Raw genomic sequence first — 15,410 nt, forward strand, 5'->3', positions numbered from 1 at the left:
TATGCTGCGCTTATCCGGCCTACGAATTTCTGTAGGTCGGATAAGGCGTTAGCCGCCATCCGGCAATCCATAAATCAAACGTCTTTCACCCGCCCGGTCATCACCAGCGTAACCAGCGAAATCGCCGCAATCACCCAGTATACCGCGAAGTGACCATAGCTTTGGGCAACCGCACCCTGGATCACCCCCGCCAGAATTACGCCGGTCGAAATGCTGTTGGTAAATAGCGTCGTCGCCGAACCGGCCCTGCCCGGCATCAGATCCTGGAACCAGAGCATTCCAATACCGGCAATAATCCCGATAAACGCCGCATTAAACAGTTGCAACATCAGCAGCGCCTGATGGCTGTGGAAGAAAATCAGCCCGAGATAAAACAGCACACCCGCGGTGACAGCAATAAGCATCATCCGGCGCTTACCGAAACGTTTGACGTAGAAGCCGGCAAGGATCATGATCGGGATTTCCAGTCCTGCGGCGGTGCCCATCAGGATCCCGGCAAGCTTATCCGGCAGTCCAAGCTCCGTGCTAATCCACAGCGGCATATCGATGATGTACATGGTGTTGCAGGTCCACATCAGCGTGGAAGCGATAAACAACATACGGACGTTTTTATCCTGCCAGCCACCAGACTGAATGACCGGCACATCCGCGGGTTGTTCAACGCGGGCGACGGACGGCAGCATAAAGGCAATCAGGATGAAACTGAGCGCAAAAATCGCGGCGGCAATCGAAAACATCACGGTAAAGCCGTAATTCAGCGCCAGCATAAACGCCATCGGCGGGCCAATCACCCACGCCAGTGAGAGCTGAGCACGCATCACTGAGCTGAACATCACCACTTCACGCGCCGAGCTGTCGGCATATTCCCGCGCCAGCGCGAACAATTGCGGCATCGCGGTATTTGCCAGCGACGCCAGCAGTACGCCGCAGGTGATCAGCGTCAGGTAGTGGCGATTGAAGGCAAACAGCAGCGCATTACCGATGGCCATCAGGCAACAAAACAGAATCAGCCTGCGGCGGTCTCCCTGGCTGTCTGAGCGTTTTGCCAGCGCAAGGCTCACGCCAATCCCGGCGATGGCGTTAACGGTGTAAAACAGCCCCACCCAGAACGGCTGCGCCCCGACCTCGCGACTGAGAAACAGGCTCAGCGTCGGGGCCTGTAGCGCCCCCGCCACGCCCATCATAAAAGCGACGAGCATAAACGCCGCGTACACACCGTTGAGACGTCGTCCCATCGTCATTAACCAGAGCATATCTTTCCTTAGTCAGCGCAGCCGAAACGAAAAAAGCCAGCAGATAATACCTGCTGGCGCGGTGATTAACACCAATACTCAGTCACACATGATGTCTGCTACTCCAGGGTCAGGCTGTCACCTCCCACTGCATCAGTTCTTCCAGCATCTTTAAGCGCTGCGGCGCGCTCAGGCAAGCCAACCAGGACAACCCTTCTGTCGCGGCAAAGTACTTCTGATAAAACTGGCGCATAGATGACCCCTTCATAGTGCTTCATCGGAATGTATTATTGGCCTAATATAGGGATAATAAAATTGCTGAGTTTTCCGCAGGAGTTCCCCTTTTATGTCTTCTGGCCGTCTGCAACAACAGTTCATCCGCTTGTGGCAATGCTGCGACGGCAAAACGCAGGACACCACGCTCAACGAACTGGCGGATCTGCTGAGCTGCTCGCGCCGTCATATGCGCACGCTGCTCAATACCATGCAGGAGCGCGGCTGGCTGACGTGGGAGGCGGAAGTGGGACGCGGAAAACGTTCACGCCTGACCTTTCTGTATACCGGACTGGCGCTCCAGCAGCAGCGTGCGGAAGATCTGCTGGAGCAGGATCGCATCGATCAACTGGTGCAACTGGTCGGCGACAAAACGGCCGTGCGGCAGATGCTGGTTTCCCATCTGGGCCGCAGCTTCCGTCAGGGCCGTCACATCCTGCGCGTACTTTACTACCGCCCGATGCAAAATCTGCTGCCAGGCAGCGCGCTGCGTCGCTCAGAAACCCACATTGCCCGCCAAATCTTCAGCGCCCTGACTCGCGTAAATGAGGAAAATGGGGAACTGGAAGCCGACATTGCCCACCACTGGCAACAAATTTCTCCCCTGCACTGGCGCTTTTTCCTGCGTCCTGGGATCCATTTTCACCACGGGCGTGAACTGGAAATGGACGATGTGGTGTTGTCACTAACGCGAATTAACGCCTTACCGCTCTATTCGCACATCAGCGAGATCGTCTCGCCAACGCCCTGGACGCTGGACATTCATCTTTCGCAACCCGATCGCTGGCTGCCGTGGCTGCTGGGTCAGGTCCCGGCGATGATCCTGCCGCGCGAATGGGAAACCCTGAGCAATTTCTCCAGCCATCCGATTGGCACCGGCCCGTACGCGGTGATACGGAATACGCGCAACCAGTTGAAAATACATGCTTTTGACGATTTCTTCGGCTTTCGGGCCCTGATTGATGAAGTGAACGTCTGGGTACTGCCGGATATCGGCGATGAGCCGAACGGCGGTCTGACGCTGAAAGGTCCCACTGACGACGAAAAAGCCATCGAAAGCCGTCTGGAAGAGGGGTGCTATTACCTGCTGTTCGACGCCCGTACCCATCGCGGCGCCAATCAGGCGGTCCGGGAGTGGGTCAGCCGCATACTGTCACCAAGCAACCTGCTTTACTATGCCGATGAACAGTATCAGCGCCACTGGTTCCCGGCCTATGGCCTGCTGCCGCGCTGGCATCATGCGCGGCCGGGCCACGGCGAGAAACCCGCCGGGCTGGAGACGCTCACGCTGACCTATTACCACGAACATATCGAACACCAGGTGATTGCGCAGATCATGAGTCAGCTTCTGGCTGAACATCAGGTGAAGCTGGAAATTCAGGAGATCGACTACGATCAATGGCATGCCGGGGAAATTGAAAGCGACATCTGGCTTAACAGCGCCAACTTCACCCTGCCGCTCGACTTCTCTTTGTTCGCGCACCTGTGTGAAGTCCCGCTGTTACAGCACTGTATTCCGCTGGACTGGGAAGCCGATGCCGCGCGCTGGCGCACCGGCGAAATGAATCTGGCCGTGTGGTGTCAGCAACTGCTTGCCAGCAAAGCGATTGTCCCGCTGATCCACCACTGGCTGATTATTCAGGGTCAGCGCAGTATGCGCGGCTTGCGCATGAACACCCTCGGCTGGTTCGACTTTAAATCCGCGTGGTTTGCCCCGCCGGATCCCTGATTGCCGCAACGCGGCAAAATCACTACACTAACGCCGTTCTCAACGGGGTGCTAATTAAACATACACAAAATCATTCAAGCTGCATCAAGGCGGCAAGCGAGTGAATCCCCAGGAGCATAGAACACTATGTGACTGGGGTGAGCGAACGCAGCCAACACAGAGGCTACCTGAATGATGAAGTGTATGGGCTGAGAAAATACCCGTCGAACCTGATCCGGATAACGCCGGCGAAGGGATTTGAGGCTACCGCTCAAAATCCTTTGCCACCCATCTTTTGAGGTGCAAAGTGTTGAAAAAATGTCTTCCCCTTTTACTCCTGTGCGCAGCGCCTGCCTTCGCAAAACCCGTTCTTACCGTCTACACCTACGACTCGTTCGCCGCAGACTGGGGCCCTGGCCCGGCGGTGAAAAAAGCTTTTGAAGCCGACTGCAACTGCGAGCTGAAACTGGTGGCGCTGGAAGATGGCGTTTCACTCCTCAACCGCCTGCGGATGGAAGGGAAAAACAGCAAGGCCGACGTGGTGCTGGGGCTGGATAACAACCTGCTGGAAGCGGCGACGCAAACCCAACTGTTCGCGAAAAGCGGTGTCGCCAGCGAGGCGGTCAATGTCCCTGGCGGCTGGAAGAATGACACCTTCGTCCCGTTTGATTACGGCTACTTCGCTTTCGTGTATGACAAAAACAAACTGAAAAACCCACCGAAGAGCCTGAAGGAACTGGTCGAGAGCGATCAGAAATGGCGGGTGATTTATCAGGATCCGCGCACCAGTACGCCAGGACTTGGGCTGATGCTGTGGATGCAGAAAGTGTATGGCGATAAAACGCCGCAGGCGTGGCAGAAACTGGCGGCAAAAACCGTCACCGTCACCAAAGGCTGGAGCGAAGCTTATGGCTTGTTCCTGAAAGGTGAAAGCGATCTGGTGCTGAGCTACACCACCTCTCCGGCGTATCACATCATCGAAGAGAAAAAAGAGAACTACGTGGCGGCCAACTTTAGCGAAGGCCATTACCTGCAGGTGGAGGTCGCCGCGCGTACCGCAGCCAGTAAGCAGCCTGAACTGGCGGAAAAATTCCTCAAATTTATGGTTTCGCCTGCGTTTCAGAATGCTATCCCGACCGGCAACTGGATGTATCCGGTGGCGAATGTCACCCTGCCCGCCGGGTTCGAACAACTGACGAAACCCGCAACGACCCTGGAATTCACGTCGGCGGAAGTGGCGGCACAACGCCAGGCATGGATCAGCGAATGGCAACGCGCCGTCAGCCGTTAATTGCCGGCTGGCTGATCCCAGGCCTTTGTGCCGCCACGCTGATGGTGGCGGTGGCGCTGGCCGCTTTTCTGGCATTGTGGTTCAACGCGCCGCAGGCGGCATGGTCTTCGCTGTGGCAGGACAGCTACCTGTGGCACGTGGTGCGCTTTTCCTTCTGGCAGGCCTTCCTGTCAGCGGTGCTTTCTGTCGTTCCAGCCATCTTCCTTGCCCGCGCGCTGTACCGACGCCGCTTTCCGGGGCGTCTGGCCCTGCTGCGCCTGTGCGCCATGACGCTGATCCTCCCGGTACTGGTCGCGGTGTTTGGTATTCTCAGCGTCTATGGACGCCAGGGATGGCTGGCTTCGCTCTGGCACATGCTTGGGCTGGAGTGGACCTTCTCGCCTTACGGTTTGCAGGGCATCCTGCTGGCTCACATCTTTTTTAATCTGCCGATGGCAAGCCGCCTGCTGTTGCAGTCGCTGGAGAATATTCCCGGCGAGCAGCGTCAGCTTGCCGCCCAACTGGGTATCCGCAGCTGGCAGTTCTTCCGTTTTGTCGAGTGGCCGTGGCTGCGCCGCCAAATCCCACCGGTCGCTGCGCTGATTTTTATGCTCTGTTTTGCCAGCTTCGCTACCGTACTGTCGCTGGGCGGCGGGCCGCAGGCGACAACCATTGAGCTGGCGATTTATCAGGCGCTGAATTTCGACTACGATCCTGCCCGCGCCGCCATGCTGGCGCTGATCCAGATGGTGTGCTGTCTGGCGCTGGTGCTCCTCAGTCAGCGATTGAGTAAAGCCATCGCTCCCGGCACCACGCTGGTTCAGGGGTGGCGCGATCCGGACGATCGGCTGCACAGCCGTTTAACCGATGCCCTGCTGATCGTCCTCGCGCTGCTGCTGTTGCTTCCACCGTTGCTGGCGGTGATGGTCGACGGGGTGAATCGCCATCTGCTGAACGTGCTCGCACAGCCCATTTTATGGCAGGCGGTGTGGACTTCGCTGCGTATTGCGCTGGCAGCGGGTCTGCTGTGCGTGATCCTGACGATGATGTTGCTGTGGAGCAGCCGCGAACTGCGCGCCCGTCAGCAGCTGTTGGCAGGGCAAGCGCTGGAGCTAAGCGGGATGCTTATTCTGGCGATGCCTGGCATTGTGCTGGCCACCGGCTTCTTCCTGTTGCTCAACAACAGCATCGGTCTGCCGGAATCCGCTGACGGCATCGTGATTTTCACCAATGCGCTGATGGCCATTCCCTACGCGCTGAAAGTGCTGGAAAACCCGATGCGCGATATTACCGCCCGCTACACCATGCTGTGTCAGTCGCTGGGGATTGAAGGCTGGCAGCGGCTAAAAGTGGTCGAACTGCGGGCATTGAAGCGCCCGCTGGCGCAAGCTCTGGCCTTTGCCTGCGTGCTGTCTATCGGCGATTTTGGCGTGGTGGCGCTGTTCGGCAACGATGATTTCCGCACCCTGCCGTTTTATCTGTATCAGCAAATTGGCTCTTATCGCAGTGAGGACGGTGCCGTCACTGCGCTCTTATTGCTGATCCTGTGCTTTATTTTATTTACCGTTATTGAGACGTTACCGGGGCGAAATGCTAAGACTGACTGATATCACCTGGCTCTACCACCATCTGCCCATGCGCTTTACGCTGTCCGTGGCGCGCGGTGAACAGGTGGCGATCCTGGGACCAAGCGGCGCAGGGAAAAGTACGCTGCTGAGTCTAATCGCTGGTTTTCTCACGCCTGCCCGCGGCACCCTGCTGATCGAAGGGGAAGACCACACCACCACGCCGCCATCACGTCGTCCGGTGTCGATGCTGTTTCAGGAAAACAATCTGTTCAGCCATTTAAACGTTGAGCAAAACATCGGTCTGGGACTGGATCCCGGACTGAAGTTAAACGCCGAACAGAAAGAGAAGCGCCGGCATATCGCGCAACAAATGGGGATCGAGACGCTGATGGCCCGCCTGCCCGGCGAGCTTTCCGGCGGTCAGCGCCAGCGTGTGGCACTGGCGCGTTGTCTGGTGCGCGAACAGCCGGTCCTGCTGCTTGACGAACCCTTTTCAGCCCTCGATCCCGCTCTGCGCCAGGAGATGCTGACCCTGGTAAGCGATATCTGCCATGCCCGACAACTGACGCTACTGATGGTGTCACACAGCGTCGAAGATGCGGCGCGCATCGCCCCCCGCTCAGTCGTCGTGGCCGACGGTCGCATCGCGTGGCAGGGCAAAACCGATGAATTGCTGAGCGGTCGAGCCAGCGCCTCAGCGCTGTTGGGGATTAAAAAATAATGGGTTGCCGGATGACGCTAACGCTTATCCGGCCTACGAGATACACGCCATCCGGCAGAAATATCAGTAGCCTACCACTTTTTGCAGAATATCGAGATACACTGGCATCAGCGGGTGGCGGAGTAACGTCACCAGCGCGACAATCCCCATCCCCAGCACCACCGGCGCCAGCCAGAGCAGACGGCCTTTTGGCAGGTAATGCGTTAAGCGGTCCGTCGCGGCTTTTCCGCTACGCCACAGGCGCCAGCACAGCCAGCCACCGAGCCACAGCAGGATGGCTGTCGCCAGCAGCAACCACTTAAACTCACCGCTTTGCATCCCCGCCGGAATATCAATTGCCGCACCGGCCAGAATCCCCGGCAGAAAATAAAACGGCGGCCAGAGCAGGCAGCCAATAATGTTGGGCGTGATGAACTTCGCCACCGGTAGATCCAGCATTCCGGCGACCATCGGCACCAGCGGACGCGTTGGTCCGACAAAGCGTCCCACCAGAATCGTGAACATACTGTGCTGATGCAACGCGTGCTCAGTTTTATCCAGCAGCGCCTTGTTCTTCTTCATGAACGACCAGCGGTGCAGCGGCTTTTTGAAGCGCCAGCCCAGCCAGAACGAGATCCAGTCACCCAGCAGACAACCGATAATTCCCGCCAGCCAGGCATGCCAGAAGTTGAGTTCCCCGCTACCGATCAGGGCGCCCAACCCGGCCATCATTACCGTTCCCGGTAAAATCAACCCCACCAGCGCCAGCGATTCCAGGAAGGCCACCAGCGCCACAGCAATCAAAGAGTACATGGCGGACTGGAGAATGAAGTGTTCCAGCAATGCTTGCATAATGCGTCCGTCAGATTTACGAAGCAGGGATTCTGCTAATCCATCCCTGCTTCGTCAAGCTATCAGTTATCAGATTAGTTACAGGTTATGACATCTTCACGGGCACATCATTCACTTTTTCTTCACAACCGGCGCGGAACTCGCTCGGACTGGCGCCGGTACATTTTTTAAAGACGCGGGAGAAATAGAGCTGATCGTCGAACCCGACATTACGTCCGACGGTGGCAATCGGCATGCGAGTTGTACTGAGCAGCAGTTTCGCCTGGCTGATACGCTGATCCTCACGCCAGCTCAACACGCTGATACCCAACTGTTGACGGAACAGGTGCGACAGGCGCGATGGCGACAGGCAGACGTGCTGGGCAACGCTGGCAATATCGAAGTGGCTGTCCGCCAGATGATCGCTGATGTACTGACAGGCATCGCGCACGCGGTTATCCATCGGCGGATGCAGCGACGCGTTGATCGCTTCCATTCTCCGCAGCAGTAACTGCTCCAGCAGGTTGATAGCCAGCAGTTCAGAGTAGCGCCCTTCCCCCTGTCCGGCGTGGATAATCTGGCCGAACAGCTCATTAAAGTGCGGCTGATGCGCTTCGTCCGGACGGAAAAAACCGGTCTGCGCAAAAATGGACGGCCAGGTCAGCCACTCCTGCCAGTAGGCGCGGGGACGAAAGTAAACCCACTGGTGATACCACTCGCTGGCATCCGGATGGCGTCCGTAGTGATGAATTTCGCCCGGCGGGAACAACAAAATGTCACCGGGTCGGCAGACAAACTCCCGCCCCTGATTTTTAATCACCCCTTCCCCCCGAATCGTGAGGTTAAGGATATAGCCTTTCATCCCCAACGGCCTGTCGATAAAAAAATCCAGATACCCGTTGGCGTCTATCGGCGTTAAACCGGCGACCAGATGCGCGTTAAACGAGTACCCTGGCAGGAGAGGGTCATTTTGCGGTTCAGCCATAATTTCACGACTCCCGAGGTTCGGTGAGGAAACAAATTGTCCATATTGCGCAGGACAGCATGGTTTGCGCCCTGCCTTGTCGCCGCACCATCACGGGCGGCCCCATCAACCCCGCTTGTGAAAAGCATTATGTCATGACTCTGCGCGATGACTGCGGCAAAAACGGGTAACAAAAGTGTCTATAACTAGAGCAGAAATGTCCACATTGATTATTTGCACGGCGTCACACTTTGCGATGCTATAGCATTTTAATCCATAAGATTAGCGGATCCTACCTGACGGTTTTTATCCCCACTCACTACTGTTTCTCCATACCCGTATTTCTGGATGGAGCAAGAGGATGGCAATTGCAATTGGCCTCGATTTTGGCAGTGATTCTGTACGCGCGCTGGCAGTGGAATGCGCCACCGGCGAAGAGATCGCCACCAGCGTTGAGTGGTACCCGCGCTGGCAGGAAGGACGTTTTTGTGACGCCCCGAACAACCGGTTCCGCCATCATCCCCGCGATTACATGGAGTCGATGGAAGCCGCGCTGAAAAGCGTATTGGCAGAACTCAGCGCGGCGCAACGTGCAGAGGTCGTTGGGATTGGCGTCGACAGTACGGGCTCAACGCCAGCGCCGATTGACGCCGATGGCAACGTGCTGGCGCTCCGGGAAGAGTTCGCGGAAAACCCCAACGCGATGTTCGTCCTGTGGAAAGACCACACGTCAGTAGAAGAAGCCGAAGCCATTACCCGTCTGTGCCATACGCCAGGCAACGTCGATTACTCCCGCTACATCGGCGGCATTTACTCCAGCGAATGGTTCTGGGCCAAGATCCTTCATGTCACCCGCGAAGACCGCGCAGTTGCCCAGGCCGCCGTCTCCTGGATTGAACTGTGCGACTGGGTGCCAGCCCTCCTTTCTGGTACCACGCGTCCGCAGGATATCCGCCGGGGTCGTTGCAGCGCCGGACACAAATCACTGTGGCATGAAAGCTGGGGCGGTCTGCCGCCCGCCAGTTTCTTCGACGACCTCGATCCGCTGATTAACCAGCATTTGCAATACCCCCTGTTCACCGACACGTTCACTGCCGATCTGCCGGTTGGAACGCTGTGCGCCGAGTGGGCGCAGCGCCTTGGCCTGCCGGAAAACGTCGTCATCTCCGGCGGCGCATTCGACTGCCACATGGGTGCTGTTGGCGCGGGCGCACAGCCCAATGCGCTGGTGAAAGTCATTGGAACCTCAACCTGCGACATCTTGATTGCGGACAAACAGAGCGTCGGCGAGCGCGCCGTGAAAGGCATTTGTGGGCAAGTCGATGGCAGTGTGGTCCCCGGTTTTATCGGTCTGGAAGCCGGCCAGTCTGCCTTTGGCGATATCTACGCGTGGTTTGGCCGCATTCTCGGCTGGCCGCTGGAGCAACTCGCCGCGCAGCACCCGGAACTGAAAGCGCAGATCAGCGCCAGCCAGAAACAACTGCTGCCAGCATTAACCGAAGCCTGGGCGAACAATCCGTCGCTGGATCACCTACCGGTGGTGCTTGACTGGTTTAACGGCCGCCGCACGCCGAACGCAAACCAGCGCCTGAAAGGGGTGATGACCGATCTGAATCTGGCCACGGATGCCCCGGCGCTGTTCGGCGGACTAATCGCCGCAACCGCCTTTGGCGCAAGGGCCATCATGGAATGCTTTACCGAACAAGGTATTGCGGTCAACAACGTCATGGCGCTGGGCGGCATCGCCAGGAAAAACAAGGTCATTATGCAGGCCTGCTGCGATGTCCTGAATCGACCGCTACAAATCGTCGCCTCCGATCAGTGCTGTGCGCTGGGTGCGGCCATCTTCGCCGCCGTGGCGGCCAACGTGCATGCCGATATCCCTGCGGCGCAGCAGAAAATGGCCAGCGCGGTGGAAAATACGCTGCAACCTCGCCCCGAACAGGCACAACGTTTCGAACAGCTTTATCGCCGCTACCAGCAGTGGGCGGTAAGCGCTGAGCAACATTATCTTCCGACTGCCACCCCGGTTAATACCGCGCCGGCTGACCAGGCAACCCTGACTCACTAAGGACACGACAATGACTATTTTTGATAACTATGAAGTGTGGTTTGTAATTGGCAGCCAGCATTTGTACGGCCCTGAGACGCTGCGTCAGGTCACTCAGCACGCTGAGCACGTCGTCAAGGCGCTGAATACCGAAGCCAAGCTGCCCTGCAAGCTGGTGTTAAAACCACTGGGGACCACACCGGATGAGATCACCGCCATTTGCCGTGACGCAAACTATGACGATCGCTGTGCGGGTCTGGTGGTCTGGCTGCATACCTTCTCTCCAGCCAAAATGTGGATCAACGGCCTGACAATCCTCAACAAACCGCTGCTGCAATTCCACACCCAGTTCAATGCCGCCCTGCCGTGGGACAGCATCGACATGGACTTTATGAACCTCAACCAGACTGCGCACGGCGGCCGCGAGTTCGGCTTCATCGGCGCGCGTATGCGCCAGCAACACGCGGTAGTCACCGGTCACTGGCAGGATCAACAGGCTCATGCACGTATCGGCGCCTGGATGCGTCATGCGGTGTCGAAACAAGATACCCGTCATCTGAAAGTGTGTCGCTTTGGCGATAACATGCGTGAAGTGGCGGTTACCGATGGCGATAAAGTCGCCGCGCAGATCAAGTTCGGCTTCTCGGTCAATACCTGGGCGGTGGGCGATCTGGTGCAGGTGGTGAATTCCATCAGTGACGGCGATATCAATGCCCTGATTGATGAATACGAAAGCAGCTACACCCTGACCGCCGCCACGCAGGTTCACGGTGAAAAACGCCAGAACGTGCTGGAAGCGGCGCGTATTGAGCTGGGCATGAAGCGCTTCCTGGAACAGGGCGGCTTTCACGCGTTCACCACCACCTTTGAAGATTTGCACGGTCTGAAACAACTTCCGGGTCTGGCCGTACAGCGACTGATGCAGCAGGGCTATGGCTTTGCCGGCGAAGGCGACTGGAAAACTGCCGCTCTGCTTCGCATCATGAAAGTGATGTCAACCGGTCTGCAGGGCGGCACCTCTTTTATGGAGGATTACACCTATCACTTCGAGAAAGGCAACGATCTGGTGCTCGGCTCCCACATGCTGGAAGTGTGTCCGTCGATCGCGGTGGACGAAAAACCGATCCTCGATGTCCAGCATCTCGGCATTGGCGGTAAAGACGATCCCGCTCGTCTGATCTTCAATACGAAGACCGGTCCGGCGATCGTGGCCAGCCTGATCGACCTCGGCGATCGCTATCGTCTGCTGGTCAACTGCATCGACACCGTGAAAACCCCGCACGCGCTGCCGAAACTGCCGGTCGCCAACGCGCTGTGGAGAGCCCAACCGGATCTGCCGACCGCGTCGGAAGCGTGGATCCTGGCCGGCGGCGCGCACCATACCGTCTTCAGCCATGCGCTGGATCTCAACGACATGCGTCAGTTCGCCGAAATGCACGATATCGAAATCACCGTGATTGATAACGATACCCGCCTGCCCGCCTTCAAGGACGCGCTGCGCTGGAACGAAGTGTATTACGGCTTTAAACGTTAAGCGAATGGTTGCCTGATGGCGCTTTGCTGATCAGGCCTACCTCTCTGCGTAGGCCTGATAAGGCGTTTACGTCGTCATCAGGCAGGGAGAAAAACATGCTAGAAGATCTCAAACGTCAGGTACTGGAAGCGAATCTGGCGCTGCCAAAGCACAATCTGGTCACACTCACCTGGGGGAACGTCAGCGCGGTCGATCGCGAGCGCGATGTCTTTGTGATCAAACCTTCCGGCGTTGATTACAGCGTGATGACCGCAGATGATATGGTGGTTGTCAGCATCGCGACGGGTGAAGTGATTGAAGGTAAGAAAAAGCCCTCGTCCGATACGCCAACGCATCGTCTGCTGTACCAGGCTTTTCCCTCTATTGGCGGTATTGTGCATACTCATTCGCGCCATGCGACCATCTGGGCACAGGCCGGACAGTCCATTCCGGCAACGGGTACTACGCACGCCGACTATTTCTATGGCGCGATTCCCTGCACCCGCAAAATGACCGATAGCGAAATCAACGGCGAGTATGAGTGGGAAACCGGCAACGTCATTGTCGAAACCTTTGCAAAACAGGGCATCGACGCCGCGCAGATGCCCGGAGTGCTGGTGCATTCACACGGTCCCTTTGCGTGGGGGAAAAACGCCGAAGACGCTGTGCATAACGCCATCGTCTTAGAAGAGGTCGCCTATATGGGCATTTTCTGCCGCCAGCTCGCGCCACAGTTACCCGATATGCAGCAAACGTTGCTGGACAAGCATTACCTGCGCAAGCACGGAGCGAAAGCCTATTACGGGCAGTAGCAGCGCCAATAACTGTATAAAACCCCAGCACAACACGTTGAACCAGGCTATAATCATGCCTGGTTTTTTTGATGGATAAACAGCGTGGCGCAGGCAGGTTTTATCTTAACCCGGCACTGGCGGGATACGTCGCAGGGAACTGAAGTCTCCTTCTGGCTGGCAACAGACAGCGGGCCTTTGCAGGTTACGCTTGCGCCGCAGGAATCCGTTGCGTTTATCCCTACCGCGCTGACCGCCCGCGTCACGTCGGTATTAAGCAGTGAAAATGGCTACCGCCTAGCGCCGCTTAACCTCAAAGATTTTCATCGTCAGCCGGTTTCAGGTCTTTACTGCCGCTCGCATCGCCAGTTGATGCGACTGGAAAAGCTGTTGCGCGAGAATGGCGTGACGGTTTATGAAGGCGATGTCCGCCCGCCGGAGCGTTATCTGATGGAACGCTTTATCACCTCACCGGTGTGGGTCGAAGGTGAGACGCGCAACGCTGCAATCGTCAATGCGCGATTAAAGCCCCATCCCGACTATCGTCCGCCGCTCAAGTGGTTGTCTCTGGATATTGAAACCACCCGCCACGGCGAGTTGTACTGCATTGGGCTTGAAGGCTGCGGGCAGCGCATTGTCTATATGCTCGGCCCCGAAAATGGCGATTCATCAGCGCTCGATTTCCAGCTTGAGTACGTCAACAGCCGCCCACAACTGCTGGAAAAGCTAAACGAGTGGGTTGCCCGCCACGATCCCGACATCATCATCGGCTGGAATCTGGTGCAGTTCGACCTGCGCGTGTTGCAAAAACATGCTGAGCGCTACCGTATCCCGCTGCGTTTTGGCCGCGATAACAGTGAACTCGAGTGGCGTGAGCACGGTTTTAAAAATGGCGTTTTTTTCGCCCAGGCGAAAGGTCGGCTGATCGTTGACGGTATTGAGGCGCTGAAGTCTGCCTTCTGGAATTTCTCGTCGTTTTCGCTGGAGACCGTTTCGCAGGAACTGCTTGGGGAAGGTAAATCGATCGATAATCCATGGGATCGCATGGATGAGATCGACAGACGTTTTGCCGAAGATAAACCCGCGCTCGCCACCTACAATCTGAAAGATTGCGAGCTGGTGACGCGAGTCTTTCATAAAACCGAGATCGTGCCGTTCCTGTTAGAACGTGCCACGGTCAACGGATTACCTGTCGATCGTCACGGCGGTTCGGTCGCCGCGTTTGGCCACCTCTATTTTCCACGTATGCATCGTGTCGGGTATGTTGCGCCGAACCTCGGTGAAGTGCCGCCCCACGCCAGCCCCGGCGGTTACGTGATGGATTCGCGTCCCGGCTTATATGATTCGGTACTGGTACTGGATTACAAAAGCCTGTACCCCTCGATCATTCGCACCTTTTTGATCGACCCTGTCGGACTGGTGGAAGGGATGGCGCACCCTGATCCCGAACACAGCACCGAGGGATTTCTCGACGCCTGGTTCTCACGAGAAAAACACTGCCTGCCAGAAATTGTGACGTCGATCTGGCAGGGTCGTGACGACGCCAAACGGCACGGTAATAAACCGCTTTCTCAGGCACTGAAGATCATCATGAATGCCTTTTACGGTGTGCTCGGCACGACGGCCTGCCGCTTTTTCGATCCGCGTCTGGCGTCGTCGATCACCATGCGCGGTCACGCGATCATGCGTCAGACCAAAGCGCTCATTGAAGCCCAGGGCTATGACGTAATTTATGGCGACACCGACTCCACCTTCGTCTGGCTGAAGCGCGCCCACACAGAAGAGGAGGCGGCGAAAATTGGTCGCGCGTTAGTGGAACACGTCAACGCCTGGTGGACGCAGTCACTTCAGGAAAAGAATCTTACCAGCGCGCTGGAACTGGAGTATGAAACGCATTTCTGCCGCTTTCTGATGCCCACCATCCGTGGTGCGGATACCGGCAGCAAAAAACGCTACGCGGGTCTGATTCAGGAAGGAGAAAACCAGCGGATGGTTTTTAAAGGACTGGAAACCGTGCGTACCGACTGGACACCGCTGGCGCAGCAGTTCCAGCAAGAATTGTATCTGCGCATTTTTCGTCACGAACCGTACCAGGATTACGTCCGCGACACCATTGATCGGCTGATGGCGGGCGAGCTGGACGAGCGTCTGGTCTATCGCAAGCGTCTGCGTCGACCGTTAAGCGAGTACCAGCGCAACGTTCCGCCACACGTGCGCGCCGCCAGACTGGCTGACGAAGAAAACCTGAAGCGGGGACGCCCGGCGCAGTACCAGAACCGCGGCACCATTCACTATGTCTGGACCCTGAACGGCCCGGAGCCAAAGGATTATCAGCACTCGCCGCTGGATTACGAGCATTATCTGACGCGCCAGCTCCAGCCCGTTGCGGAAGGAATTCTTCCCTTCATTGATGATAACTTTGCTACACTACTGACAGGCCAATTAGGGTTATTTTGACGCGTGACGAATCCATCGCCATCCATTACCATAGCGCCCTTTCCATTCCTGGA

General features: G+C 57.0%; 12 protein-coding genes and 1 riboswitch. Of the genes, 8 read left to right on the forward strand and 4 right to left on the reverse strand.

What is annotated here, in order from left to right:
• Nucleotides 1-74: 74 nt before the first annotated feature.
• Together WM46_RS14475 and sgrT are read right to left on the reverse strand one after the other, a co-directional pair.
• The gene (locus tag WM46_RS14475) at nucleotides 75-1,253 is read right to left on the reverse strand and encodes a sugar efflux transporter (RefSeq protein ID WP_061076410.1); all 1,179 of its coding nucleotides are present in this window, start codon (nucleotides 1,251-1,253) and stop codon (nucleotides 75-77) included.
• A 109-nt stretch (nucleotides 1,254-1,362) separates the two neighbouring features.
• Nucleotides 1,363-1,485 carry a glucose uptake inhibitor SgrT gene (sgrT, locus tag WM46_RS14480; RefSeq protein ID WP_042323887.1) on the reverse strand — a complete coding sequence of 41 codons (123 nt, stop codon included), beginning with the start codon at nucleotides 1,483-1,485 and terminating at the stop codon, nucleotides 1,363-1,365.
• A gap of 93 nt (nucleotides 1,486-1,578) precedes the next feature.
• On the opposite strand from sgrT, the gene sgrR reads away from it, so the two are divergent.
• The 4 genes from sgrR to thiQ all read left to right on the forward strand — a co-directional run bounded on the left by sgrR (nucleotide 1,579) and on the right by thiQ (nucleotide 6,772).
• Nucleotides 1,579-3,234: an HTH-type transcriptional regulator SgrR gene (gene sgrR, locus WM46_RS14485; protein ID WP_102602624.1), complete on the forward strand. Its 1,656-nt coding sequence runs from the start codon at nucleotides 1,579-1,581 to the stop codon at nucleotides 3,232-3,234.
• Nucleotides 3,235-3,267: 33 nt separating this feature from the next.
• Nucleotides 3,268-3,488, forward strand: a riboswitch (TPP riboswitch).
• A gap of 32 nt (nucleotides 3,489-3,520) precedes the next feature.
• A complete protein-coding gene (gene thiB, locus WM46_RS14490; RefSeq protein WP_042997954.1) occupies nucleotides 3,521-4,504 on the forward strand; it encodes a thiamine ABC transporter substrate binding subunit in 984 nt (327 codons plus the stop codon).
• Nucleotides 4,480-6,090: a thiamine/thiamine pyrophosphate ABC transporter permease ThiP gene (gene thiP / locus WM46_RS14495; protein WP_102602625.1), complete on the forward strand. Its 1,611-nt coding sequence runs from the start codon at nucleotides 4,480-4,482 to the stop codon at nucleotides 6,088-6,090. Before thiB ends, thiP begins: the two co-directional genes overlap by 25 nt.
• Nucleotides 6,074-6,772 carry a thiamine ABC transporter ATP-binding protein ThiQ gene (gene thiQ, locus WM46_RS14500; protein ID WP_102602626.1) on the forward strand — a complete coding sequence of 233 codons (699 nt, stop codon included), beginning with the start codon at nucleotides 6,074-6,076 and terminating at the stop codon, nucleotides 6,770-6,772. The genes thiP and thiQ overlap by 17 nt, the downstream gene beginning before the upstream one ends.
• 63 nt (nucleotides 6,773-6,835) lie before the next feature.
• Here the strand turns inward: thiQ and WM46_RS14505 are convergent, their stop codons facing one another.
• Complete coding sequence (locus tag WM46_RS14505) at nucleotides 6,836-7,603, reverse strand: DedA family protein (protein WP_061076406.1); 768 nt, start codon at nucleotides 7,601-7,603, stop codon at nucleotides 6,836-6,838.
• Nucleotides 7,604-7,688: 85 nt separating this feature from the next.
• Nucleotides 7,689-8,567 carry an arabinose operon transcriptional regulator AraC gene (araC, locus tag WM46_RS14510; protein ID WP_042997958.1) on the reverse strand — a complete coding sequence of 293 codons (879 nt, stop codon included), beginning with the start codon at nucleotides 8,565-8,567 and terminating at the stop codon, nucleotides 7,689-7,691.
• A gap of 340 nt (nucleotides 8,568-8,907) precedes the next feature.
• On the opposite strand from araC, the gene araB reads away from it, so the two are divergent.
• From araB to polB, 4 genes are all read left to right on the forward strand, one after another.
• Nucleotides 8,908-10,617: a ribulokinase gene (gene araB, locus WM46_RS14515; RefSeq protein ID WP_102602627.1), complete on the forward strand. Its 1,710-nt coding sequence runs from the start codon at nucleotides 8,908-8,910 to the stop codon at nucleotides 10,615-10,617.
• A 10-nt stretch (nucleotides 10,618-10,627) separates the two neighbouring features.
• Nucleotides 10,628-12,130, forward strand: coding sequence for an L-arabinose isomerase (gene araA / locus WM46_RS14520; RefSeq protein WP_102602628.1), 1,503 nt, complete (start codon nucleotides 10,628-10,630; stop codon nucleotides 12,128-12,130).
• 95 nt (nucleotides 12,131-12,225) lie between these two features.
• The gene (gene araD, locus WM46_RS14525; RefSeq protein WP_102602629.1) at nucleotides 12,226-12,921 is read left to right on the forward strand and encodes an L-ribulose-5-phosphate 4-epimerase; all 696 of its coding nucleotides are present in this window, start codon (nucleotides 12,226-12,228) and stop codon (nucleotides 12,919-12,921) included.
• Nucleotides 12,922-13,005: 84 nt separating this feature from the next.
• Nucleotides 13,006-15,357: a DNA polymerase II gene (gene polB / locus WM46_RS14530; RefSeq protein ID WP_102602630.1), complete on the forward strand. Its 2,352-nt coding sequence runs from the start codon at nucleotides 13,006-13,008 to the stop codon at nucleotides 15,355-15,357.
• The last annotated feature ends 53 nt before the right edge of the window (nucleotides 15,358-15,410 follow it).

It is taken from the genome of Citrobacter freundii complex sp. CFNIH2, from assembly GCF_002880615.1.
GTDB classification, from domain to species: Bacteria; Pseudomonadota; Gammaproteobacteria; order Enterobacterales; family Enterobacteriaceae; genus Citrobacter_A; species Citrobacter_A amalonaticus_F.